Origin of the sequence: Agrobacterium sp. RC10-4-1, from assembly GCF_014138475.1 — a bacterium.
Classification (GTDB): domain Bacteria; phylum Pseudomonadota; class Alphaproteobacteria; order Rhizobiales; family Rhizobiaceae; genus Agrobacterium; species Agrobacterium pusense.
The window spans coordinates 280,249-302,439 of sequence record NZ_JACJIT010000005.1; the positions used below are offsets into that span (position 1 = coordinate 280,249).

A 22,191-nucleotide genomic window follows, 5' to 3' on the forward strand; every position below is an offset into this window, starting at 1 on the left:
ACCGGCATTCTTTCAGTGGGTTCTGGCGGGCTTGCTGTCTGTCTTGTCGGCACCCGCGAGATCGTCGAGGATGGGGCAATCGGGCCGGTGGTCGCCGCCGCAGCAATGGGCGAGATGGGAGAGGGTTTTCACCATGCTCTTCATTTCGGCGATCTTCTGTTCGAGATCGGCGATGTGGACAAGCGCGATTTCCTTTACCGCCGAACTCTCACGGCTCTTGTCCTGCCAGAGTTTCAGCAGCGTCTCGGTTTCTTCCAATGAAAAACCGAGCGTTCTCGCACGTTTGATGAAGCGCAGGTTGTGGACATCCTGCTCTCCATAGACGCGGTAATTATTACCGGTGCGCGCGGCGGGGGTGATGAGGCCGATCTGCTCATAATAACGGATCATCTTGGCGGAAACGCCCGATGCCTCCGATGCCTGGCCGATATTCACGATTTCACCTCCCGATGAGCGACCTTCGCCCGTTTCAACCGCAGCGCATTGGCGAGAACAAAGACGCTGGACAGCGCCATCGCACCCGCGCCAATCATCGGTGACAGGGTTATGCCGAAAGCGGGATAAAGCACGCCCGCCGCAACCGGTATCAGCGCCACGTTGTAACCGAAGGCCCAGAACAGGTTTTCCTTGATGTTGCGCATGGTCGCCCGGCTCATCTCTATGGCGTTGACCGCGCCCAGAAGATCGCCGCCAACCAGCACCACATCGGCGCTTTCGATGGCGACATCCGTGCCGGTGCCGACGGCAATGCCGATATCGGCCTCTGCCAGTGCCGGCGCATCATTGATGCCATCGCCGACGAAAGCCAGCACCTTGCCGCCTGCCCGCATCTCATGGATCGCCTTTACCTTACCATCAGGCAGCACTTCCGCAACCACGCGGGAAATACCGACCTGCCGGGCTATGGCGTTTGCCGTACGCTCATTGTCGCCCGTCACCATCGCCACTTCGATGCCCATCGCCTGCAACGCCTTGATGGCGGTGACACTTGACGGTTTCAGCGGATCGGCGACGGCGATCGCAGCCGCCAACCTGCCGTCGATCGCGGCATAAAGCGGCGTCTTGCCCTCGTCGCCCAGCCTTGCGGCAGCTTCGGCAAAAATATCGACGGAATGGCCGAGTTTGGCCATGTACCGATCCGCACCGACCTCGACCTTGCGGCCATTGACGGTGGCGGCGATACCGTAACCCGTCACGCTTTCGAAGTTCTCGACGGTTGGGGGTTCAAGTCCCTCTCCCGCTACCACCCCCCGATCTTCCGCAGCCCGGACGATGGCTTCGGCGATCGGATGTTCCGAGCGGCCCTCGACGGCGGCGACCAGCGCCAGCACGTCGTTATCGGCAAACCCTTCCGCAACCACGAGATCGGTCAGTTCCGGGCGGCCCTTGGTGACGGTGCCGGTCTTGTCGACCACGACGATCTCAGCCGAGCGCAGTTCCTGCAGGGCCTGACCCTTGCGGAACAGTACGCCCAGCTCCGCTGCCCGGCCGGTGCCGACCATGATGGAAGTCGGCGTGGCAAGACCCATGGCACACGGGCAGGCAATGATGAGTACGGCCACCGCATTGACCAGCGCGAATGTATAGGCAGGTTCGGGACCGAAAATCGCCCAGACGATAAAGGTCAGCACCGCAATCGCAATGACGACGGGCACGAACAGCGCGGTAACCCGGTCGACCAGCAGCTGGATCGGCAGCTTGGAGCCCTGCGCCTCCTCCACCATGCGGATGATCTGCGACAGCATGGTATCCGCGCCCACCTTGGTCGCCTTGAACTTGAAGGCCCCGGTCTTGTTGATGGTGCCGCCAACGACCGCTGCGCCAACCGTCTTTTCCACCGGCACCGGTTCGCCTGATATCATGGATTCATCGACATAGGACGAGCCTTCGACAACTTCGCCATCCACCGCCAGCCTCTCGCCGGGACGGATGACGACGATATCGCCCATCACCAGATCGTCAGGGGAAATATCGATGGTGGCGCCATCGCGCTCCACGCGGGCGGTCTTCGCCTGCAGGCTCATCAGCTTGCGGATGGCGTCTCCGGTGCGGCCGCTGGCGCGGGCTTCGAGAAGCCGTCCGGTCAGGATCAGTGTCACGATGACCGTTGCCGCTTCATAATAGACGAATTGCGCCTCTGCCGGCAGCAGGCCGGGCGCGAAGGTCGCCACGACGGAATAGAGATAGGCGGCAGTAACGCCCAGCGCCACCAGCGAGTTCATTTCCGGCGCGCCGCGCAGCAGGGCCGGAAAACCGGTCCTGAGGAAGCGCAGACCCGGTCCGAAAATCACTGCCGTCGCCAGCACGAAATAGATGTAATAGAGGTTCTGCGTGTCGATGATGCCCATCAGCCAGTGGTGCATCGGCTCATAGAGATGGCCGCCCATTTCCAGCACGAAAAGCGGTGCCGTCAGGATGGCGGCGATTGTCAGGTCGCGTTTCAGCGCGCCCTCTTCGCCCGCATGGTGCATATGGTCATGGCCGCCACTTTCACCGGCCGTCGCCATCTGGCTGTGGCCGTGGTGATGCCCCTCGTGCCTGTTGTGGGATTGATGGGCGGAATGGTCGTGCGGCTTTGGCGTTGCCAATGCAAAGCCGGCAAGTTTTGCCGTTTCCACCAGCGCGTCCCGTTCACGCCGTCCGCCGATCGTCTCCACGGCGGCCTTGCCGGCTGCGGTATCGACAGTGGCGTTAATGGTGGTTGCGACGGCTTCCAGAACGGCCTTCAACCGCGCCGCATCCGCGTCGCTGTGCAGACCTTCGACGGTAAATTCATGCCGATCCGGTGCAATATCGTAACCCACCTTCTTGATGGCAGCGCCAAGCGTTTTGGCTGAGAAACCTTCAGCCGGCTCGACCGTAAGCTTCTTCGTGGCGAAGTTCACGGAACTCGACATGACGCCGGGCACCTTGGCCGCGGCCGTTTCCACCCGCCGCACGCAGGAAGCGCAGGTCATGCCTTCCACGGGAATGGAAACCGGTTGATTTGGATGGGCGTGTCTGACTGTCTCGTTCATGGGAAATCCCCTTTCGAGACCCTATGTAGGGCTTCCCATGATGGGAAGGTCAAGGGAAGAAGAAATTTTTTGCCGCAAACAAAATCGTGAACGACGCCGCCAGCCACAGGGCGATGAATATGGCAGCAGCCACGCGGCTGACGGGACGGGATTGCGCGGCCGCGGCCGTCAATCGATGCTCCGCCAGCAGTGGCGGCGGCACAAGACGCACCGCAAGGAGGATGCCGAGCGGGACGATGACCAGATCGTCGAGATAACCGATGACAGGAATGAAATCCGGGATGAGATCGATTGGTGAAAGCGCATAGGCGGCGACCAGCATCGCCACCACTTTGGCCAAAAGCGGCGTGCGTGGATCGCGTGCGGCAAGATAAAGGGCGTGAACGTCACGCTTGATGGATTTCGCCCATCGCTTGAGCTTTTCGAGCATGGGAAAGTCCCTGAAACATCCGGCCTGTCGATCCTATGCGTGATCCCCGGGGACTATGCAATGGTCTCTATGATACGATCCGCCTGGCGAGATAGATCGTTGCCCCACCGCATTGCGGATCGTTGAGGACGTGATCCAGAAGCCGGAATCCATGCGTGGCCAAAAGGCCTTCGTAATCTTCACGCGCGAGGCTGGCGTGATAAAGTGGCTTGCCCTGAAGGGTACCGATTGCTTCGCCGTGCACTGGCCCGGCAGTGAACATCAGGGCCGCACCTTCATTGGCATGCTGGCGGAAGATACCGAACATCCGGCGCTGATCCTCGGGACACAGGTGAAAAAAGCTGTGCCAGGCAATCAGCCCATCGAAACGGCGGCCGAGGGCCAGTTCGCGCATATCGGCAACCACCCAGAGTTTTTCCGGAAAGCGGCTGCGGCAAAGTTCGATCAGCGGCAGCGACGCATCGATGCCCGTGAGGTCATAACCGTTGGAGATGAAATAGCCAGCGATCGGCTCACCCGAACCGCATCCGATATCGAGAATGGAGCCGCCATCGGGCAAAAGCGAGGTGAACCTGTCCAGCCAGGGTTTTTCGACAAGGGAACGACCGCGCTGATTGTCAAAATCAGCACCGTGCTTGGTATAGAGCTTGATGACATCGCGAGAGGCATCCGACATATGCTGATGTCCTTTCCCGTGTGAGGGCCGTCGCCTACCTGTGCACGGCGAGCCGCGGGATATCGCGCAGGAAGGCATCGCGCACGGCGGGGCCGAGCGGCTCGTTTGACGGCTTGTCGGAAACACGCAGCCTTGCGAAGACGATGTGCTGGCCTTCACGCTCCGCCCAGCCGACGAACCAGCCGAAGGGGCGGTTGCGGTCGGGGTTGCCCTTTTCGTCACGCATGTAGCCGGTTCCGGTCTTGCCGTGCACGGCCCAGCTTTCCGGCGCATCGAAGACCGGTACGATGGCGCGCGTCTTGGCCTGCGCATCGCGGGAGAAAGGCAGATTGCCGGCAAGCAACCGGCGAAGGAAACCGACCTGCTCCACCGGCGAGATGGTGAGCGACGCCCCCAGCCAGGAATGGGTGAGTCCATTGTTTTTGCCAGGCTCGCCCGATACATCGGCATTACCGTAACCGAGACGCTTCACATAGGCGGCGAATTTTTCCGGGCCGAGGCGACGGGTGATTTCGCGGGAATACCACAGCACCGAATCCTGCTCCCAGATGGTCGGGTCAACCGTCTTGCGATCCGAGGCGCGCGCCTCCGTGCCAGGTTTCCAGTCCCAGGCGGGCGATTTTTCATCCTGGAGAATACCGGCATCGTAACCGATCAGCGCCAGCGGCACCTTGAAGGTGGAGGCTGGCGCCACCCGCTGGTCGCAGGCGCCCTGCTGGTTGATGATGGCGCCGGTCTCGATTGATGTGACCAGCGTGCATTCGAAGGCCTGGGGCTGTTGCTGGGCGTCAGCGGAAAACGGCAGGAGCCCCGGAAGGGCAAGGCATGAAAGAAAGATGGCGGGCAGCCGGTAGCGCATGCGTTTTGATGTCCCTCGTCCGCTTTTGCGGATCAATTGCCGGAATAGCCGGAAGCTGTCTTTGATTTCAGACAAGTCATAGCCCGAAACCGTGACACGTTTTCGGATGACATGCCTTTAGGAGGCTGATGGGGCAGGAATAGGACCAAAACGAAAATTGCCGTTTTTCATCACGTCCGCTCCTTTTCTCCCGCCCTTTCGCCGACCGTCAGCGGCCAGTCGACCACATAATCCTCGAAGTCGTCAACATCCACATCGGCCTCGCTGACGGTGCGGCCGCGCGCGGAAATGCCGGCCTGATGCACTGTTTCGGTATCGCCGGAGACGAGATAATGCCACCAGTAGAGATCCTTGCCATCGCGCACCAGCGCATAGGCGCAGGTGGGGGGCAGCCAGCCGATCTCGTGAACCTTCTTCAGGTCAAGCTGGATACAATCAGGCACGGTGGCACGGCGGTTCTCGTAATCCGAGCATCGACAGCTCTCGCCGTCGAGCAGCACGCAGCGGACGGAGGTGAACACCACTTCGCCGGTGTCCCAGTCCTCCAGCTTGTTGAGACAGCACAATCCGCAGCCGTCGCACAGGCTTTCCCATTCCTCGCCGGTCATCTCGGTCAGCGATTTGGTTCTCCAGAACGGCGCGTCATTCATCGTTAACATTTCCGTTTCATTTTGATCTCTTGGACGGGAGTGTTTAACCGGTCCCTAATCCTTTATATCGTATCGCCAAGGGCTGGTTTGTACGATATTTTAGCATATTGGCAGGCGGCGAAGGGGTCATTGGCCCGCGAAAGGCCGCCACGTCAAGCACTTCCGACATAACCATGCCACGGTTTTGCGTCGGGAATGGGTTGAAGCGCAGAATATCGACGGTCGCATTGCCTTAAACAGGAAATATCGCCAGGTGCAGGAAGAAAAAGACGATAAAAAAGGCCGCAAAAAACGGCATATCCTGCTCCGGATCGATAGCTTCATCGACTCCGGCCTGTGGACGGCTGCGGCAAGGCTGGTGGATTTCTGGGAAGATGTCACCATCGCCTCCCGCAAGCTGCATGTCCGCGGCTGGAAGAAGCTCCTCGTCAATCTCACCTGCGACGCGCTGACCTTTGGAACGGCGGGATCGGTCGTGCTTCTGGCGCTTGCCATGCCCGCTTTCGAAGAAACCAAGAAGGACTGGCGTTATCGCGGTGACTTCGCAGTCACCTTCCTCGACCGATACGGCAACACCATCGGTCATCGCGGCATCATCCATGAAGACAGCGTGCCGATCGACCAGATGCCTGATCATTTCATCAAGGCGGTGCTGGCGACCGAGGACCGGCGCTTCTTCGACCATTTCGGTATCGATTTCATCGGCCTTGCCCGCGCCATGAGCGAAAACGCCCGCGCCGGCGGCGTGGTGCAGGGCGGCTCGACGCTGACGCAGCAGCTCGCCAAGAACCTCTTCCTCACCAATGAACGCTCGCTGGAGCGCAAGATCAAGGAAGCCTTCCTCGCGCTGTGGCTCGAGACCAACATGTCGAAGAAGGAAATCCTGAGCCTTTATCTCGACCGCGCCTATATGGGCGGCGGCACCTTTGGTGCTGCTGCGGCCGCGCAGTTTTATTTCGGCAAGAACCTCACCGACGTGACGCTTTCGGAATCCGCCATTCTGGCCGGGCTTTTCAAAGCGCCAGCGAAATATGCACCGCATGTCAACCTTCCGGCGGCGCGTGCCCGCGCGAACACCGTGCTTTCCAACCTCGTGCAGAGCGGGCTGATGACCGAGGGGCAGGTGGTCGGCGCGCGCCGCAACCCCGCCACCGTCATCGACCGCGAAGACGTGAAGGCGCCGGATTATTTCCTCGACTGGGCTTTTGACGAAGTGCAGCGGCTGGCCGCCGCGGGCAAGTTCAAGGATCACACCGTCGTCGTCCGCACCACCATCGACACCGGCCTGCAGCAGGCGGCCGAACAGGCGATGGAAATGGGCCTGCGCGAACTCGGCGAAGGGTATCGCGTCAAGCAGGGCGCGATGGTGATGATCGAAAATGGCGGTGGCGTGCGCGCCATGGTGGGCGGCCGCGACTATGGCGAAAGCCAGTTCAACCGCGCCACGGCGGCGCTGCGCCAGCCGGGTTCCTCCTTCAAGGTCTATACCTATTCGGCCGCCATGGAAAAAGGCATGAAGCCGGAAACGCTGATTTCCGACGCGCCGGTAACATGGCGCGGCTGGTCGCCGCAGAATTACGGCCGCTCCTATGCGGGTAAGGTGACGCTGCAGATGGCGCTCGCCAAGTCCTACAATACCGTGCCGGTCCGGCTCGCCAAGGACGTGCTCGGCACGCAGGTCATCGTCGATACCGCCAAGGCGATGGGTGTCGCCACGCCGCTGCGCAGCGACAAGACCATCCCGCTCGGCACATCGGAAGTGACGGTACTGGATCAGGCCACCGCCTATGCCGTTTTCCCGGCTGACGGCATGCAGTCGCGCCGCCACGGCATCGAGCAGGTGCTGGATTACGAGGGCAATGTTCTCTACGATTTCAGCCATGACGAGCCGCCCGCCAAACGCGTGCTGTCCGTAGACGCCAATTCGAAGATGAACCAGATGCTGGTGACCATTCCCGTGATGGGTACGGCGCGGCGCGGTGCGCTTGACAATGGCATCGTCTCCGGCGGCAAGACCGGCACTTCACAGGCCTATCGCGATGCCTGGTATGTGGGCTTTACCGGCAACTACACCACCGCCGTCTGGTTCGGTAACGACGATTTCACGCCGATGAACAACATGACCGGCGGTGCGCTGCCCGCCATGACCTTCAAGCGGCTGATGGACTATGCCCATCAGGGCATGGAGCTGCGCCCCATCCCCGGCATCCAGAACCCGCTGCCGACCGGCGCCCGACCGCAGCCTTCTGCGGAAGTGGCAGCCGCAGCCAGCAGCACACCCGCCCTGCCGGCCCTCACCCGTCCCCGCTCGCTCTCGGCCGAGGCGACCCGTGTAATCCGCTCCATCGGGCGGAAGATGAAGGAAGCCACGGCGCTGAATGTGACGACGCAGAAGGTGGCGGATGCCGCCATCCGCGATAACAAAGACGAAGCCGCGCGGCGTTAGGGTGTTTCAGTATCCCTATAAGGTATCGTGAGACTCTAGAAGGAATAACAGGCGGAATCCTGCACGTTTAAACAATCCTTGGTTGCCTCCATGACCGGGATGGTCGATCTGCCATCGACGAAAATGAGGTGCGAAACCAATCCAGGCTTCTCCTGCCTACGAATAATATAATAGTATTTTACGGAAACTCTACGCAAACTGCCTTTATCCGAGCCTTTCAAGACGTAATATTCCGCAATATTGTTTTTACACTTCAAGATTGAATGGACCTAGCCAGTCAATTCATGTCTAAGTGGATGCGGTTATCTCTTGTGCGATAACAGCGCGCCCCGGAGGACGGCATGAATGATGCGGCGGAAACGCGCGCGGCGGCGGTTGCTCTTCTCGCCGGACTGTGGTTTGCAGCGGATGCGGCACATGCGCAGGACCCCATGCTGCTGATCGACGAGCCGGGTTTTGAATTGCGCCTGTATTTTCAAGCCGGCATCAATGCCGTTGCCGAACAGAACCTGTTCTGGAACTTTGCCGATCGATTTGCGCCGGACGCCGGCTTCGACAGCGACACGCGCTGGCTTGAGGGCTATTTGATGCCCGGCATCGGTTTTACCGCCGACGCCGGCGACCGGCTTCAGGTCTATGGAAAAATCTCGGCCGTTGCCTCCGGCACGCTCGGCACCGACGCCTTCGATGCCGGTGGCACGGGCGCCGTGACACTCGAAGACGGCTATCTCGGCCTGCGCTCGAAGGCGGAGAGCGGCCCGTTCTTCGATATCTCCCTGGGGCCGCGTCCGTTCAAGACGGGAACGGGCATGCTGATTGCCAATGGCGGATCAAGCGGTTTTGAGCGTGGCGCGTTGAAACTAGGGCCGAGAAAGGCTTGGGAGCAGGCGGCGATCCTCCGGCTCGGCAAGGATGACCTGACGGCCACGGCCTTTTTCATCGACGCGAATGAATTATCCGACAAGGACAGCGGGACGAAGATCTTGGGAGCGGATCTGCGTTATGAACCGCACGAGGGTCGATATTTCGGCGTTACCTTCGGCCATGTGCCGGAATCCGGCTCGCCTTACCCTCGAGCCGCGGCCGGCGGCATCGGCGCGCCGGTCATCATGCCGGGTGCGCGCGAGGGCTTGAGCTTCATCAACGCCTATACCCGTACCAATCCGTTCGGCGCGCCATTGCCGGGATTTTTCATCGGCGGCGATATCGCCTATCAATGGAATCCCGACATCGACCTTGCAGCCTGGGGCGGCCGCGCCCAGATCGGCTATGCTTTCGAAGATGTTTCATGGATGCCGACGATCGCCTACAGCTTTCAGACCTTCTCCGGCGACGATCCTTCAACCTCGCGTCTCGAACGCTTCGATCCGCTGTATTACGAAGGCAATCCGAGCGCATGGTCGACGGGCACGAAGTCCTCGATGATGTTTCTCAATTCCAACGTCAATGCCCATCAGATCAGCCTGCAGGTGAAGCCAACGCAGGCCGATACATGGACGCTCCGTTACGCGCATATCCGCGCCAACGAGTTGGATAGCCCTATCCAGTTTGGACAGGGCACGCGGCTCGACGACATCGACGGCACGCCCACCCCCGTTGCGGGCGTCGGCAACCGCCATCTCGCCGATGATCTCTATCTGGAATATTCGCGCATCATCAATGCCAATACCTATCTCACCGCCGGCGTCAGCATTTCATTCCCTGGCAAGGGCATGGATTCCCTGACGGCAGAGCGTTCGCCGAACTGGCTTGGAGGTTTCGTCAATGTCATCGTCAATTTCTAGAACCCTGCCCGTCCTTCTTGCAGCCATGGTGCCTGTTCTGGCTTACCCCTATGCCGCTGCCAGTCAGCAAGCCGCGCCGCTTTCAGCCGAGCAGTCGGACCCGCTGAAGCTCGGCTGGATGCAGGGCTTTCCGCCGCCGGAAGACGAGATCATCCGCTTTTCGGACAGCGACTATTTCAACTTTCCGAAATTGCGCTGGACAGTGTGTCACTTCCGCCAGCTGATGCCGACGGTCAATGTCAGCCGTGGGCTCGGCGCGCCAGCGGCCCTTGAGCGCAAGCCCGACCCCGCCATCGACGCCGTGACCTTCCGCCCGACCGGCGGTGAGCAGGACATGACCTGGCTGCAATCGCTTTCGGCCAACTATACCGATGGCATCGTCGTGCTGCACAAGGGAGTGCTTGTCTATGAGCGCTACTCCGGCTGCCTCAACGATACGGGGCAGCACGGGGCGATGTCGGTAACGAAATCGCTGACCGGGCTTCTGGGCGAGATGCTGGTTGCCGAAGGGACGCTGGACGAGAATGCCAAAGTCGCGACCGTTGTTCCCGAACTTGAAAAAAGCGCGTTCGGCGATGCGACGATCCGGCAGGTGCTGGATATGACGACCGGCCTGCGTTACAGCGAGGACTACGCCGATCCCAATGCCGACGTATGGATATATTCCGCCGCTGGCAATCCGCTTCCCAAGCCCGAGGGTTACGAAGGCCCTCGCAGCTATTTCGATTATCTGAAGACGGTGGTGAAGCAGGGAGAACACGGTTCCGCCTTCGGGTACAAGACGATCAACAGCGATGCGCTTGGCTGGATCATTGCCCGCGCCTCGGGAAAATCGGTGGCAAAGCTGCTTTCCGAGCGCATCTGGAGCCGGATGGGCGCCGAACAGGACGCCTATTACACCGTCGATTCCACCGGCACGCCTTTTGCCGGCGGCGGGCTGAATGCCGGCCTGCGCGACATGGCGCGCATCGGCCAGCTGCTACTGGACGGCGGTACGATGGGCGGCGAGCGGCTCATTCCCCAAAAGGCGATCGACGCCATCCGTCAAGGCGGCGACAAGGCGGTTTTCGCAAAAGGCGGATATCCGGCGCTGCAGGGTTGGAGCTATCGCGCCATGTGGTGGATCACCCACAATGCCAACGGCGCTTTCATGGCGCGTGGGGTGCACGGCCAGGCGATCTATGTCGATCCCGCCGCCGAAATGGTTATTGCCCGCTTTTCCTCGCACCCCGTCGCGAGCAACGCCGCCAACGACGCGACATCGTTACCGGCTTATGAGGCTGTGGCGCGTTATTTGATGGAACAGGCGGGGAAGCAGTGAGGGCGAGGCGGTGAAGCCGGTGCGAAACAACTGAAGTTTTCTGTCGGAGCTTGCGGCTTACCCCCCTCTGTCCTGCCGGACATCTCCCCCTCAAGGGGGGAGATCGGCAAGACGCGACATCGCCACTTCATTCTCTAACGTTGAGATAGGCCAAACCTTGCCGCATACCGATCTCCCCCCTTGAGGGGGAGATGTCCGGCAGGACAGAGGGGGTAAGCCGCAAGCTCCACGCTCCGCGATGCCTCACACCAACAACCTCGCCCTAGCCGTCCCCACCACCATATCTGTCAACCCCGCCAGCCTTTCCGCCGCAAGCCGGTTGACCTGCCAATAGAGCGGGATATCGAGCGGCGTGCCGGGAACGACCTCCATCAGCCGCCCTGCCTGCAAATGCTCCCCCACCAATTGAACCGGATTGAGCCCCCAGCCCATGCCGGCAAGGCTCGCCTTCACAAATCCATCGGTCGAAGGCAACCAGTGCGTCGGGTAGGCAATGTCTTCACCCAGCACCTCCCTTACCCAGCTCGCCTGCAGCCGGTCCTTCTGGTTGAAGGTCAAGCCCGGCGCGCAGGCGAGCGTCGCTGATGTTACTCCTTCGGCAAAATGGCGGGTCATGAAATCCGGGCTGGCGGTCGCGTGATATCTGAGTACACCGAGCGGCGTGACCCGGCACCCCTGCACCGGCTTGTCATGGGCGGTCACGGCGGCGAGCACCCTGCCCGCGCGCAGCCATTCCACCGTGTGATCCTGATCGTCGACGGCGATATTAACGAGATAATCGCTGCTACCGGTGAATTTCGACACCGCATCCAGAAACCATGTGCCCAGGCTGTCGGCATTGGTGGCGATGTTGAGCGTCACCCGCTCCTGCGCCGCTCCCGCTTCCGCCAAGGCCGGTAGCTGGCGGAACAATTCGCTTTCCAGCATGCCGACGTGATCCATGTGACGGCAGAGCCACTCACCCTTTTCCGTTGCAACGCAGGGGTTACCGCGCACGATCAACACCACGCCCAGCCGCTCCTCCAGTTGCTTGATACGCTGGGAAACAGCCGATGGCGTGACATGCAGTGCCTGCGCCGCCTTTTCAAAGCTGCCGGTCTGAACAACCAGCGCCGCAGCGCGCATTGCGGGATAGTCCAGCATTAGTAGTTCTTATCCTGACTGAGATCGTTTAATTTGATTAATCCGTCATGGGGAAATATCCAAGCCCTGCTTCATATCATTTCGACAAAAAGCGGTAGCGGGCGTGGACATCCAGATCTTCTTTACCGGCCTCACCATGGGCCTCAGTCTCATCGTCGCCATCGGCGCGCAGAATGCCTTTGTGCTGAAACAGGGGCTGGCGCGCTCGCATGTGTTTGCCGTCTGCGCCACCTGTGCGATATCGGATGCGCTGCTCATTACCGTCGGCGTGTTCGGTTTCCAGCGGATCAGCGCCATCATGCCGGCGCTTGATCCCATCATGCGTTATGCCGGCGCCGCCTTCCTCATCTGGTATGGTGCCAAAAGCCTGCACTCGGCTTTGCGTTCGTCGGAAGCGCTGTCAGTGGCCGAGCGACGGGAAGCGAGCCTGTGGCAGACGCTGGCCATCTGCCTGGCCCTCACCTTCCTCAATCCGCATGTCTATCTCGACACGGTCGTGCTGCTCGGCACGATTTCCACGCAGTTTCCCGGCTTTGAAAAGACCTTTGCCGCAGGGGCGGCCACCGGCTCGCTGCTGTTCTTCTTTTCGCTGGGCTACGGAGCGCGCTGGCTGCGACCGATCTTCGAAAAACCTTCCGCCTGGCGCATCCTCGAAGGCGTCATCGCCATCACCATGTGGGCCATCGCCTTCAAGCTCGTCATGGGCGCATAGTCCAGGAATTTCGCGCTCCAGTCACTTTCACGAGGACTAAACAAGCCGCGCCATTTTCCAAACAGGGAATCAGTGATAGTCCTCGACCTGTTCATAAACGGGAAAACAGCGTGTTCCGAGTTCCATTCCTTGTCGGCATCGCCCTTCTGATCGCCTTTGGCGGCGGTATTGCCGCAACGCTCGCGGCGCTTGAAGCGACCTCCGGTTTCGGTTCGATCCGCATCGGTTCCTGGGACGCGTTTCCGGAAGCGCAGACGATCGAGGCCGATCCTTATGCCAAGTCGCACCGCGCTGACGCCGGCAAGCTGCTTTACGGAACGGCGGAGGGGCTGGCCTTCACCGCGTCCGTCGACAGCGAGGGCCAGCGCCTGAGCGGCGAATGCCGCTACCGGCTGGCCGGGGCTGTGCCACCAGCACGTTTCTGGACGCTTTACACCGCCGATCAACAGGGCAATGTGCTGGCTGAGGATGCCGGACGGCCATTCGCACTCAATTCCCGCACGCTTCTGCGCAGCGCCGATGGCGGCATAGACATCACCATTGCTCCGGATGCCCAGACCTATAACTGGCTCGCGGTGCCTCAGGGACAGACCTTCAAGCTCGTCCTGACCCTGCTCGACACGCCTGTGGCCGGCAGTTCCGGCCTGATCGACATTTCCATGCCGCAGATCCGCAAGCTGGGGTGTGGCAATGCTTAGGGTCCTGCTCGCCATCGTCACCGGTCTCGTCGGCGCGGCCGTGCTGCACGTCATCATTCTCCTGGCGATACCGCACTTCAGCAATCGCGACGCCTATACGCGGGCAGTGGCGGAAGGAAAACCGCACCTGTTCCATCTGCTTGAAGAAACGACGGAAAAAAAGACGCTGGGCAGCGGCGATCCCTTCATGCGGGTGGCCGTATGCACCTTCAATATTGAGGAACAGCCGATCCGGCTGACCGCCATCGGGGCCGTGCCCTTCTGGTCCGTGGCGGTTTACGACAAGGCCTCGAACGAGGTGTTCAGCATGAATGACCGCACATCCGCCGCCGGCGTCATGGATATTCTGGTGGCAGATGCGGTGCAGATCGCCGCCATCCGCAAGGCGCAACCGCCCGCGCTTTCACAGGCAATTCTGGCGGAATCGGATCAGACGGAAGGATATGTGGTTTTGAGGACCCTCGTACCGCAGCCGAGTTTCGGCGAAGAGGCGGAACGGTTCCTGAACGAGGCAAAGTGCCAGCCGACGCCGTGGAAATAACGGCGGCTTATTTATATTAATCAGGATTTCAAGGCGGTTTCCGGTGCGGATTTGCCCTTGCGCGCAACCTTGCCTGCCGGCTCGCTGTCGCGTTTCTCATAACGAACGCCGGTGAACAGAACCACTTTCGCGGGGCCGATCATCGTGCTGACCACGCCTGCGGGACGCAGGCTTCGTCGGGCGTCAACAAGTGGAATAATGTCTGCCATGCTCTTCTCCTCTTCGGGAGTCAATGTTGCCCATGGGAACCGCGCAAGCCTCGTCTTGCGTCGGGAATTTCATCACCATCACATTGCGCATAATCCAGCCCACAGGCTGGTTTTCGCATATCCCTGAAAACCATCGCGGGTTTTAACGCTGGGCTATGCGGACATTCAGGCATCAGACGCCGGTTCGGCTCTTATTCCGGATTTCAGAATAACATGGAATCCTAATACTGCCCATGAAATTACAAACAGACAGAGGTTAATGATCCGTTAACCCTAATGACCGGGTGGCGTTTTCTCCTTTGCCGAGCCACACCCGTTGAAAACAAAGGCGAGGCCGCAAAGTTCCGCGGCATTTTCCCCACCACACGATTTTAAAATTTGCCTGTTGATATTGGCGGTTTCTCTCTTGGTGGCACCCATAGTTAACAGGACGTCAACGGATTTGCTCTAAATTGAACCGATATTGTGTTTGCGTTTGTTGGGTAGTGCGTTGACCGACCGGTTTCGAGAACTTGAGAGGCCAAGAGCCGTGAGGAAGAAAGATGTGGTGCTGATGGCCACCGTGACGAATTTCGAGAATGTTCCCCTTCCGTCAAAAACGGATCTCCGGCAATTCGCCGAACTTTTCATGCCGCTTTTTAATGCCTCCACCGATGAAGCCAAGCGGGAGGCAATTGCCGCCCTTTCGCAGCACCCGAACGTGCCTTCCGCGGTTGCCTTCTTCATTGCCTGCCAGCCGATTTCGCTTGCGGCTCCTTTCCTCATTGCCTCGAAGTGCCTCGACGACGACACGCTCATCACCATTGCCCGCACGCAAGGGGCCGCCCACGCACGCGCCATCGTCCGGCGGGAGGACCTCTCCCCCACCGTCATCGACGCGCTCGTGGGCCTGCGGCACATCGAAGACCTCAAGCGACCGCAAGAGGAAACGCCTGCCACTGAACCGCCGGCAGCGGCGAGCATCGAAGCGCCTAAGGCGGAAGTGAAGACGGACAACATCGCCGCGGCTTCCGCGCTCGAAGAGGAAATGCGCCAGCGGATCAAGCAGATGGCGCGCCATCTCAACCGCCCGGAAAGCGATGTCCTCGGCCTTCGCCGCCTCAGCGAGGTGCAGGACGCGCTGCTGGTGCGTTTCGCCCGCGAACGCAATGCGCGGCAGTTCGCGGTGGCGCTGGCAGATTCCCTCTCCTCCAGCTACTGGCTGTCGGAGCGCATCATGCTCGATATATCGGGCACGCAGCTTGCCACCACGCTGACCGGCCTCGGCATGGAATTTTCCGAGGCGGCCTTCGTCTTGCAGTGCTTCTATCCGCACCTTTCCGCCGCAGAAGGCGATATGAGCCGGGCGGAAGCCCTGCTTGACCGTCTCAACACCGTGGAATGCGAAGAGCGGCTGGAAAGCTGGCGGCGCGCCGACAGCTACACCCATGGCCGCGAGCGGCCGGGCCGCAATAACCCGGCCACGCAGAGAACGGGAACGCAGGGATAACAGGGCCCTGCGCTTTCGACAGCGCAGGCCATCTTCGGCTGAAAACGCCAAGGCACAAGGGGCTGCTGGAACTAGGCCCCGGGCGGGTCCACCAGCGTCAGCAATGTTCCGATTTCGTCGGTCTCTATTTCGACAACCCACAGGTCACTGTCGAACCGTCGCTCCCTTTCCAGAAGAGCTGTGCTTTCTTCGCCTTCAGCACCGGCAAGGCGCGTTTCGAAACGGCGCTCGGCTCGGATATCCTCATCATCGGCAAAACTTTGCGGCGCGGGCCCGTAGAGGTTTTCGCGGCCGTCACGCAGCCTCTGTCGGACAAATATCGCCCCCGCCTCCTCCGCACCCTTCTTTTCGACAGCGGCAAATCCACCGGCAGCAAAGACGCGGCGGATGAGGGCTGAGACGAACATTTCGGATTTGAGGCGCATGGGTTTGCTTTCGATTTTTGCGCTGCCTAGGTGGGTGGGGTTTCGATGTTGATTTTTAAGCTGACGAAGGTGTGCGTGGCTTTACCCCCCTCTGCCCTGCCGGGCATCTCCCCCTCAAGGGGGGAGATCGGCAAGCGGATAAGTCTCGCCCATCTCAACACTTGCGAATGATGTGGTGGTAGCGCCTCCTGCCGATCTCCCCCTTGAGGGGGAGATGCCCGGCAGGGCAGAGGGGGGGTAGAGCCACACACGCCCCACGCTGCCGTCAAAGCCTCAAAGCGCCCCGATCGACTTCAACTTCTTCAGCACGGCCTCACTCGGCTCGCCGGTTTCCGGCAGACGGTAGTGTTTTTCGAACGCCCTGATGGCATTGCGGGTCTGCTGGCCAGCCACGCCGTCCACCTTCACGTCGGCATAGGCGATATTGATCAGCCCCTGCTGGATCTTGGCGATGAGATCGCGGCTTGCGGGTTTCGCGGCGCTGTTGAGGGAGACCGGTTCGGCCTTGGGATGCGGCGCTTCCGCCTTGCGAATGGCGGCGGCAACGGGGTCGATTTCGACACCGCCGCTGCTATCGGCAGGCCGGTCCTTCGGGATCGCGGCAACCGTTGCGCCATCGATCCTGAGCGCCGCCAGCACCCGGCTTGTCGGCTCGCCGGTCTGTTCCATGCCGAGAGTTTCTTCAAAGAACATAATGGCGGCGGCCGTCTTCGGTCCCATGCGACCGTCCGCCTCGCCCTCATAAAGCCCGCGCTTCTTCAGTTCGCCCTGAATGTCGGCGACGATCTGCTGCGGTTTCTGGCTTTCGGCGATGGGTTGCGCCGGCGTTTCGGCCGCAGGCTGCTGCTGTGCCGTTTCCGTTTCTGCCGGGCGCTCTATGCGGAACGTGGTGACGTTACCATGGGTGCCGAGTGGTTCGGCCGGGCGATAACCGGCGATGCCGTTCGGGTTTTCCGCATCGCGCGTGCGCAGGAAGGGCGACGGGTGCACACCAGGCTGGTACCAGAGCGCATTGGCGGCGACAAAACCGAAGACGACCGCGAAGGCACCGCAGCCGCCCACCAGTTTCGGATGGCGCAGGATTTCGCGCCCGATGGCCGAAACCACCAAGGAAACAATCCCGGCGCCAATCTGGGCCGTTGTTTTCTTAGGCGATTTTCGCTTTCGCGGGGCCATCGTCACCGTCCTTTCTCATTTTCGCCGCCATGTCGCCAAGCTGCCGTATGCGCGGTGGGAACTCCACCATGCTTTCGGCGTCAGCGCTTTCGCCGCCACCCGCCATGCCGGAACCATCGGCAGGCAAAGTGATCGTTACGACCGTCCCCTCGCCGGGCTTGCTGGCGATGGCGAATGTGCCGCCATGCAGAGCCACGAGCCCCTTGACCAGGGACAATCCCAGACCCGTGCCTTCATAGCGACGGGTATATTCATTCTGAACCTGCATGAAGGGCTGGCCCAGCAGTTCAATCTTGTCAGACGCGATGCCGATGCCGGTGTCGCTCACCGTCAATTTCAGCATTGCGCCTTCGCGCGCAGCGTCGATCGATACCACACCACCGGCATCGGTGAATTTTATGGCATTGCCGGCGAGGTTAATGAGAACCTGACGGATGGCGCGCTGATCGGCCGAGATTTCACCGATGCCGCGCTGGATGCGGCTGGTCAGGGTCAGGCCCTTCTCTTTCGCCTGAAGGCCGAGCATCGCTTCGCAGGACGAGATGGTTTCCGCAATCGGGAAGCTTTCCATCATCAGCTCGTAACGGCCAGCTTCCAGCTTGCTCATATCGAGCATGGTGTTGACGACGGACAGAAGATGGGCGCCAGACTGGCGGATGAGGCCGACATATTCCCGCTGACGGTCGTTCTCCAGCCGTCCGAAATATTCGCCGGCGAGAATATCGGAGAAACCGAGGACGGCATTGAGCGGCGTGCGCAGTTCATGGCTGACGGCAGCGAGGAAACGCGACTTGGCGTCATTGGCGGATTCCGCCTCGGCTGCCTTGCGGGCGACATCGCGGCGCAGACGCTCCATCTCGGTAATATCGGTGAGCTGGGCGACGATGCGGCGCAGGCGACCTGTCGCGCCGCGAATGGCGGTCATCTCGATACGGGCGTGCATGAATTGCGCCTGGCGCGATTTCGCACCGGTCTCGAAGCGGAGTTCGGCGGTTGCCCTGTCCTCACCCTGCCGCAGGACGTCGAAAGCCTGCATCAGTTCGATACGATCGGAGACATAGACATATTCAACGAGGATATGTCCTTTGCTGGCTTGAAGGTCGGCCGGGAATGCCGCGCAATCGCGACCGGACACGTGTTCGACGAAGCCGGTTTCACCGATCACCAGCACCAGGCCCGGCACCTGCGATGCCGCGATCAGATCGTCGTTCACCGAGGAAACCGAATGAGCGGATGCGCCGTGCGCAGAATGGGAGAAGGCGATCAGCAGGGCGGCGGCGGCCAGAAACAGCGCCAGCACCAGGGCCGCACCGATGGGCAGCGCGATGGCGGGGCTGACGACGAGGCTGAAAATGGCTGGTACAACCACAAGGCCGACGGCGCTGAAGGCAATCAGCCAGCGCAGGCGCGCAACGGTCCCGGCGCGCCTTTCGGCGTCCTCTTCCATGCGCGCAAGCCATCTGCCCGCTGCATGGTCGACCAGTGCGACCGCTTTTTCTCTCATATTACGCAATACCAAACCCGAATCCTGAAGGCGGTTCCAACGGCTCCGACAATAGAAGGCGGCGGCTTAAGGAATGGATAAAAAGAATGGGCTGAAAAGCCCGTCAAATGCGTGACAGTCCCATTACGGGGCATTTCCAGGAAGCTTTGCCAATCATGGTTAATGACGGGTAAGCGACGGATTTCGCTTCATTTTTGCCATCGCGTTAACTTTTGCGGCAGAGCTTTTCGCCGCTTTCGCCCGGAACGCGCGGCCTCTGTCGCAATTATGCTTAACATGGACCGTTAAAATGCGAGTCAATTGATGGCCGCCGTCCCGATCCGAGGAGAATAGATACAATTTGAATTAAATTGCGCCGCTTTTTGCAATCGGCTGTTCGCCGGTCGTCTGTAGGTTGTTCACAAGCCCGAAAAACGGGACAAAGGCCGATGACCCGAAACCGGGCGGGGCTTTCGAAAACAAAGATCATCTGGCAGGGTGTCTGACAATGTGGTTTCTGATCAAAGGAACATTCTGGTTTTCGCTGGTACTGGTGGCGCTGTCCTATTTCGGCAGCAGCAACGATCCGGCCAAGGAACCTTCGGCCTTCGATATTCCCAGCGCCGTTTCGGCTGCCGGCGAGGCCTATCGTTATGTCAGCGCCATCTGCATCGAAAAGCCCGATGTCTGCATCAAGGGCGCCGAAACCTTCCATGCGCTGGGCGAAAGGGCAAAGGAAGGGGCAAAGGTTGCCTATGAACTGCTGGACAAGCAGCTTGCCTCCGGGGACAAGCCCGCCGATGTTGCCGACGTTGCGGCAGAAGCCGAAAAGCTTGCAGCGGCACCCGTTGTCAGCGTCGAGTTTCCCGCAGATGCCGACATGCTGAAGACCGGCACCGTCATTCCCCTGCCGCAGAAGCGCCCTGCTCCCTGATCCTGCCGGCCACCGCGCCCGCCTTTATTGCGGATGGAGATTTCCTTCCGCCACTGCCTGCCAAACTTGCCCACGGAACCTGTTTTCCGTGGGCTTTTTCGTGGGCTATGGTTCAAAACCGACCGCACTTCACCTATATCGTGACGAAGACCTGCAATAACGGATGATACGGCGCACAAATGGCCTCTCTCGAAACGATCCTTGACGACTTCGCTTTCCTCGATGACTGGGAGGATCGCTATCGTTATGTCATCGAACTCGGCAAGGCGCTGCCCGATCTGCCGGAAGACAAGCGCACGGCTGAAAACAAGGTTCAGGGGTGCGCCAGCCAGGTCTGGCTCGTCAGCCATAGCGACGGCGCCGAAGACCCTCTCCTGACCTTCGAGGGCGATTCGGATGCGCATATCGTGCGCGGCCTCGTCGCCATCGTGCTTGCGGTCTATTCCGGCAAAAGGGCCTCCGAAATCGCCGGTCTCGACGCGATCGAGGTATTCGACAAAATAGGGCTCGTGGAACATCTGTCGTCGCAGCGCGCCAACGGCCTGCGCTCGATGATCAAGCGTATCCGCGAGGAAGCCCGGCTGCTTACCGCCTGAGATTTATCGCGTCATCGATGGGCGATAATCAGCATCGCCCCAATGGTGTTCTTTCCTGCCTGCACGGGTTGCAGGCGGCGCGTAGTGGCGCGCCAGCGCCAGCAATGCGGCACGCAGCAGCAATTTTGCCGAACGCGCTGGCCATTGCCTCTCGCGTTCCACCGTCTCCAGTCCCTTTTCGAAACAGCAGATATCGATAGCCACGCCGGATAATTCAGGCCCCATCGCCTCGGCTGCGCGGGAAAACCGTGTTCTTGCGGCCATTGCTGCCTCGGTGAGTTCGAGCGCGCCTCCCGCCTCACCCTTTGTGCGGCTCGCCGTTCTGGGTTCCCATGTCGCCGTCACCCTGGGATTGAGGTGGCCGCGATGAAAATCGGCGGCCAGCCGCTCCCCCGCCTCCAGCGCATCCGGTGGAAAGAATGCCGCGCCGTCACGCTCCTTCAGCCTTGAAAGGCTGATCAGCTGCGAGGTGTTGAGGTTACGCCTGGCCGACTGCTTCGCATCGCCGATATCCACGACAACCGTCTGCATATCCCGATGCTGCTCCTGAAAAATCTCGTCGCGGTCTTTTGCCATTGCGCGTTTCAGGTAGGAGGCGAGCGGCGGCGCCGCATGAAGGGTGTTTTCCCGCTGCTCGACCAGCCCGGACGAAACGGCAAGCCGCACCGTCGCGGCCGGAAACCGTAGCGCGGGATGCCCTGCCCGCCCCCGGCGCAGCACAATATCGCCCCCCTCCGGGGACATCTCGGCTGCGCCGGCGGCGATGCACCGCAGCAGCCGCAATAGATGAGGATCGGAGGAGGCAGCCGGCATGGGTTTCGTCTCAGTCATCCCGGCCCCCTGTCATCACGTTGACGATACTGCCGGTAAGCCGCTCGAGCGTGGCGACAAACTCGTCAAATGCCGGCTCGTCCCGTCGGTCCTCGACCACCTGGCAGGCATGGCCGACCGTCGTCCTGTCCCGGCCGAAGCAAGGTCCGATATCCGACATGGGAATGCCAAGCTGCACATGGCACACATACATGGCGATCTGGCGGACGTGGCACTCCATGCGCCTGATATCGCGGCGCACCGGCGTTCGCTCACCCGTCAATCGCACCATCTCCCCGGTGAGTTGCCGCACCAGACGGCAAAGACGGGAAATGTCATCCCGCCCGCCCGCAGACGGCCACGAACGAAAGGGACGATCACGCACCCGCAGGCAAGGCCGCGCGGCAGCAGGCAGAAACACGGTATCCGACGGCATATGCAACTCCTCTACGAATAGGAATTAATTCATACACCTGAGGAAAGACTTGGGGAAGCGCAAATTTTGCGATGGAGTTCAGGCCATTGAGATAGCTTGATTTTCTCGAAAGTGATGGACGTAATTGAGGATTTTTTTCCTCAGTCGATATTGCGCGAGACGATAAAAAAGCCGATCTCCACGCTGGCTGGCCGGTGATGATTTTCCCTGGAGACTGGATGATGGCAAGCAGCGGCGCCCGCAGGCTTTCGCCGCGTAGCATCCGGCGTGCAGCGCAATAAGGTTCCCTATCGCGAAAGGGTTGTTTCTCACGGCGCGGATACGACGTTAATGGCGGCCTTATGATGCTCGGCTTC

General features: G+C 60.5%; 22 protein-coding genes. 9 read left to right on the forward strand and 13 right to left on the reverse strand.

Annotated features, from left to right (window positions below; genetic code table 11):
* Nucleotides 1-12: 12 nt before the first annotated feature.
* The 6 genes from cueR to FHW77_RS15825 form a co-directional block, all read right to left on the reverse strand.
* The gene (gene cueR, locus FHW77_RS15800) at nt 13-435 is read right to left on the reverse strand and encodes a Cu(I)-responsive transcriptional regulator (protein ID WP_004440702.1); all 423 of its coding nucleotides are present in this window, start codon (nt 433-435) and stop codon (nt 13-15) included.
* Complete coding sequence (locus tag FHW77_RS15805; RefSeq protein WP_044458752.1) at nt 432-3,017, reverse strand: heavy metal translocating P-type ATPase; 2,586 nt, start codon at nt 3,015-3,017, stop codon at nt 432-434. Before FHW77_RS15805 ends, cueR begins: the two co-directional genes overlap by 4 nt.
* A 49-nt stretch (nt 3,018-3,066) precedes the next feature.
* Entirely contained in the window at nt 3,067-3,447 is a 381-nt protein-coding gene (locus FHW77_RS15810; protein WP_004440697.1) for a YkvA family protein, read from the reverse strand.
* Nucleotides 3,448-3,514: 67 nt separating this feature from the next.
* Entirely contained in the window at nt 3,515-4,123 is a 609-nt protein-coding gene (locus FHW77_RS15815; protein WP_044458751.1) for a class I SAM-dependent methyltransferase, read from the reverse strand.
* A 34-nt stretch (nt 4,124-4,157) separates the two neighbouring features.
* A complete protein-coding gene (blaOXA, locus tag FHW77_RS15820; RefSeq protein ID WP_044458750.1) occupies nt 4,158-4,982 on the reverse strand; it encodes a class D beta-lactamase in 825 nt (274 codons plus the stop codon).
* A gap of 170 nt (nt 4,983-5,152) precedes the next feature.
* Nucleotides 5,153-5,632, reverse strand: a complete 480-nt coding sequence (locus tag FHW77_RS15825) for a YcgN family cysteine cluster protein (protein ID WP_044458749.1) — start codon at nt 5,630-5,632, stop codon at nt 5,153-5,155.
* Nucleotides 5,633-5,885: 253 nt separating this feature from the next.
* Between FHW77_RS15825 and FHW77_RS15830 the strand changes: the two genes are divergently transcribed.
* From FHW77_RS15830 to FHW77_RS15840, 3 genes are all read left to right on the forward strand, one after another.
* Nucleotides 5,886-8,078: a transglycosylase domain-containing protein gene (locus FHW77_RS15830; RefSeq protein WP_004440690.1), complete on the forward strand. Its 2,193-nt coding sequence runs from the start codon at nt 5,886-5,888 to the stop codon at nt 8,076-8,078.
* Nucleotides 8,079-8,419: 341 nt separating this feature from the next.
* Nucleotides 8,420-9,862, forward strand: coding sequence for an alginate export family protein (locus tag FHW77_RS15835; RefSeq protein ID WP_004440689.1), 1,443 nt, complete (start codon nt 8,420-8,422; stop codon nt 9,860-9,862).
* Nucleotides 9,863-9,887: 25 nt separating this feature from the next.
* Nucleotides 9,888-11,183: a serine hydrolase domain-containing protein gene (locus FHW77_RS15840; protein WP_051674143.1), complete on the forward strand. Its 1,296-nt coding sequence runs from the start codon at nt 9,888-9,890 to the stop codon at nt 11,181-11,183.
* 243 nt (nt 11,184-11,426) lie between these two features.
* Here FHW77_RS15840 and FHW77_RS15845 read toward each other — a convergent pair whose 3' ends face one another.
* Nucleotides 11,427-12,326 carry a LysR family transcriptional regulator ArgP gene (locus FHW77_RS15845; RefSeq protein ID WP_004440687.1) on the reverse strand — a complete coding sequence of 300 codons (900 nt, stop codon included), beginning with the start codon at nt 12,324-12,326 and terminating at the stop codon, nt 11,427-11,429.
* 103 nt (nt 12,327-12,429) lie between these two features.
* Here FHW77_RS15845 and FHW77_RS15850 point away from each other — a divergent pair, with 103 nt between their 5' ends.
* The 3 genes from FHW77_RS15850 (at nt 12,430) to FHW77_RS15860 (ending at nt 14,277) form a co-directional block, all read left to right on the forward strand.
* A complete protein-coding gene (locus tag FHW77_RS15850) occupies nt 12,430-13,038 on the forward strand; it encodes a LysE/ArgO family amino acid transporter (RefSeq protein ID WP_004440685.1) in 609 nt (202 codons plus the stop codon).
* Between the two features lie 110 nt (nt 13,039-13,148).
* A complete protein-coding gene (locus FHW77_RS15855; RefSeq protein WP_004440683.1) occupies nt 13,149-13,736 on the forward strand; it encodes a DUF1214 domain-containing protein in 588 nt (195 codons plus the stop codon).
* On the forward strand, nt 13,729-14,277 hold the full coding sequence (locus FHW77_RS15860) for a DUF1254 domain-containing protein (RefSeq protein WP_004440682.1): 549 nt from the start codon (nt 13,729-13,731) through the stop codon (nt 14,275-14,277). The genes FHW77_RS15855 and FHW77_RS15860 overlap by 8 nt, the downstream gene beginning before the upstream one ends.
* A 20-nt stretch (nt 14,278-14,297) precedes the next feature.
* Here the strand turns inward: FHW77_RS15860 and FHW77_RS15865 are convergent, their stop codons facing one another.
* Entirely contained in the window at nt 14,298-14,486 is a 189-nt protein-coding gene (locus FHW77_RS15865) for a hypothetical protein (RefSeq protein WP_004440680.1), read from the reverse strand.
* A 553-nt stretch (nt 14,487-15,039) separates the two neighbouring features.
* Between FHW77_RS15865 and FHW77_RS15870 the strand changes: the two genes are divergently transcribed.
* Nucleotides 15,040-15,975: a DUF2336 domain-containing protein gene (locus tag FHW77_RS15870; RefSeq protein ID WP_210277022.1), complete on the forward strand. Its 936-nt coding sequence runs from the start codon at nt 15,040-15,042 to the stop codon at nt 15,973-15,975.
* Nucleotides 15,976-16,046: 71 nt separating this feature from the next.
* On the opposite strand, the gene FHW77_RS15875 is transcribed toward FHW77_RS15870, so the two are convergent.
* The 3 genes from FHW77_RS15875 to FHW77_RS15885 all read right to left on the reverse strand — a co-directional run bounded on the left by FHW77_RS15875 (nt 16,047) and on the right by FHW77_RS15885 (nt 19,080).
* Nucleotides 16,047-16,400, reverse strand: a complete 354-nt coding sequence (locus tag FHW77_RS15875) for a DUF1491 family protein (protein ID WP_004440678.1) — start codon at nt 16,398-16,400, stop codon at nt 16,047-16,049.
* 273 nt (nt 16,401-16,673) lie between these two features.
* Nucleotides 16,674-17,576, reverse strand: coding sequence for a peptidoglycan-binding domain-containing protein (locus FHW77_RS15880; protein ID WP_004440677.1), 903 nt, complete (start codon nt 17,574-17,576; stop codon nt 16,674-16,676).
* On the reverse strand, nt 17,548-19,080 hold the full coding sequence (locus FHW77_RS15885) for a sensor histidine kinase (protein WP_006700070.1): 1,533 nt from the start codon (nt 19,078-19,080) through the stop codon (nt 17,548-17,550). The genes FHW77_RS15880 and FHW77_RS15885 overlap by 29 nt, the downstream gene beginning before the upstream one ends.
* Nucleotides 19,081-19,567: 487 nt before the next feature.
* On the opposite strand from FHW77_RS15885, the gene FHW77_RS15890 reads away from it, so the two are divergent.
* Nucleotides 19,568-19,993, forward strand: a complete 426-nt coding sequence (locus tag FHW77_RS15890) for a DUF5330 domain-containing protein (protein ID WP_004440675.1) — start codon at nt 19,568-19,570, stop codon at nt 19,991-19,993.
* Nucleotides 19,994-20,172: 179 nt separating this feature from the next.
* On the forward strand, nt 20,173-20,589 hold the full coding sequence (locus FHW77_RS15895; protein ID WP_004440673.1) for a SufE family protein: 417 nt from the start codon (nt 20,173-20,175) through the stop codon (nt 20,587-20,589).
* Nucleotides 20,590-20,592: 3 nt separating this feature from the next.
* Here FHW77_RS15895 and FHW77_RS15900 read toward each other — a convergent pair whose 3' ends face one another.
* Nucleotides 20,593-21,420 carry a DUF6456 domain-containing protein gene (locus FHW77_RS15900; protein WP_004440671.1) on the reverse strand — a complete coding sequence of 276 codons (828 nt, stop codon included), beginning with the start codon at nt 21,418-21,420 and terminating at the stop codon, nt 20,593-20,595.
* Nucleotides 21,413-21,835, reverse strand: coding sequence for a helix-turn-helix domain-containing protein (locus FHW77_RS15905; RefSeq protein ID WP_004440668.1), 423 nt, complete (start codon nt 21,833-21,835; stop codon nt 21,413-21,415). Before FHW77_RS15905 ends, FHW77_RS15900 begins: the two co-directional genes overlap by 8 nt.
* Between the last annotated feature and the right edge of the window lie 356 nt (nt 21,836-22,191).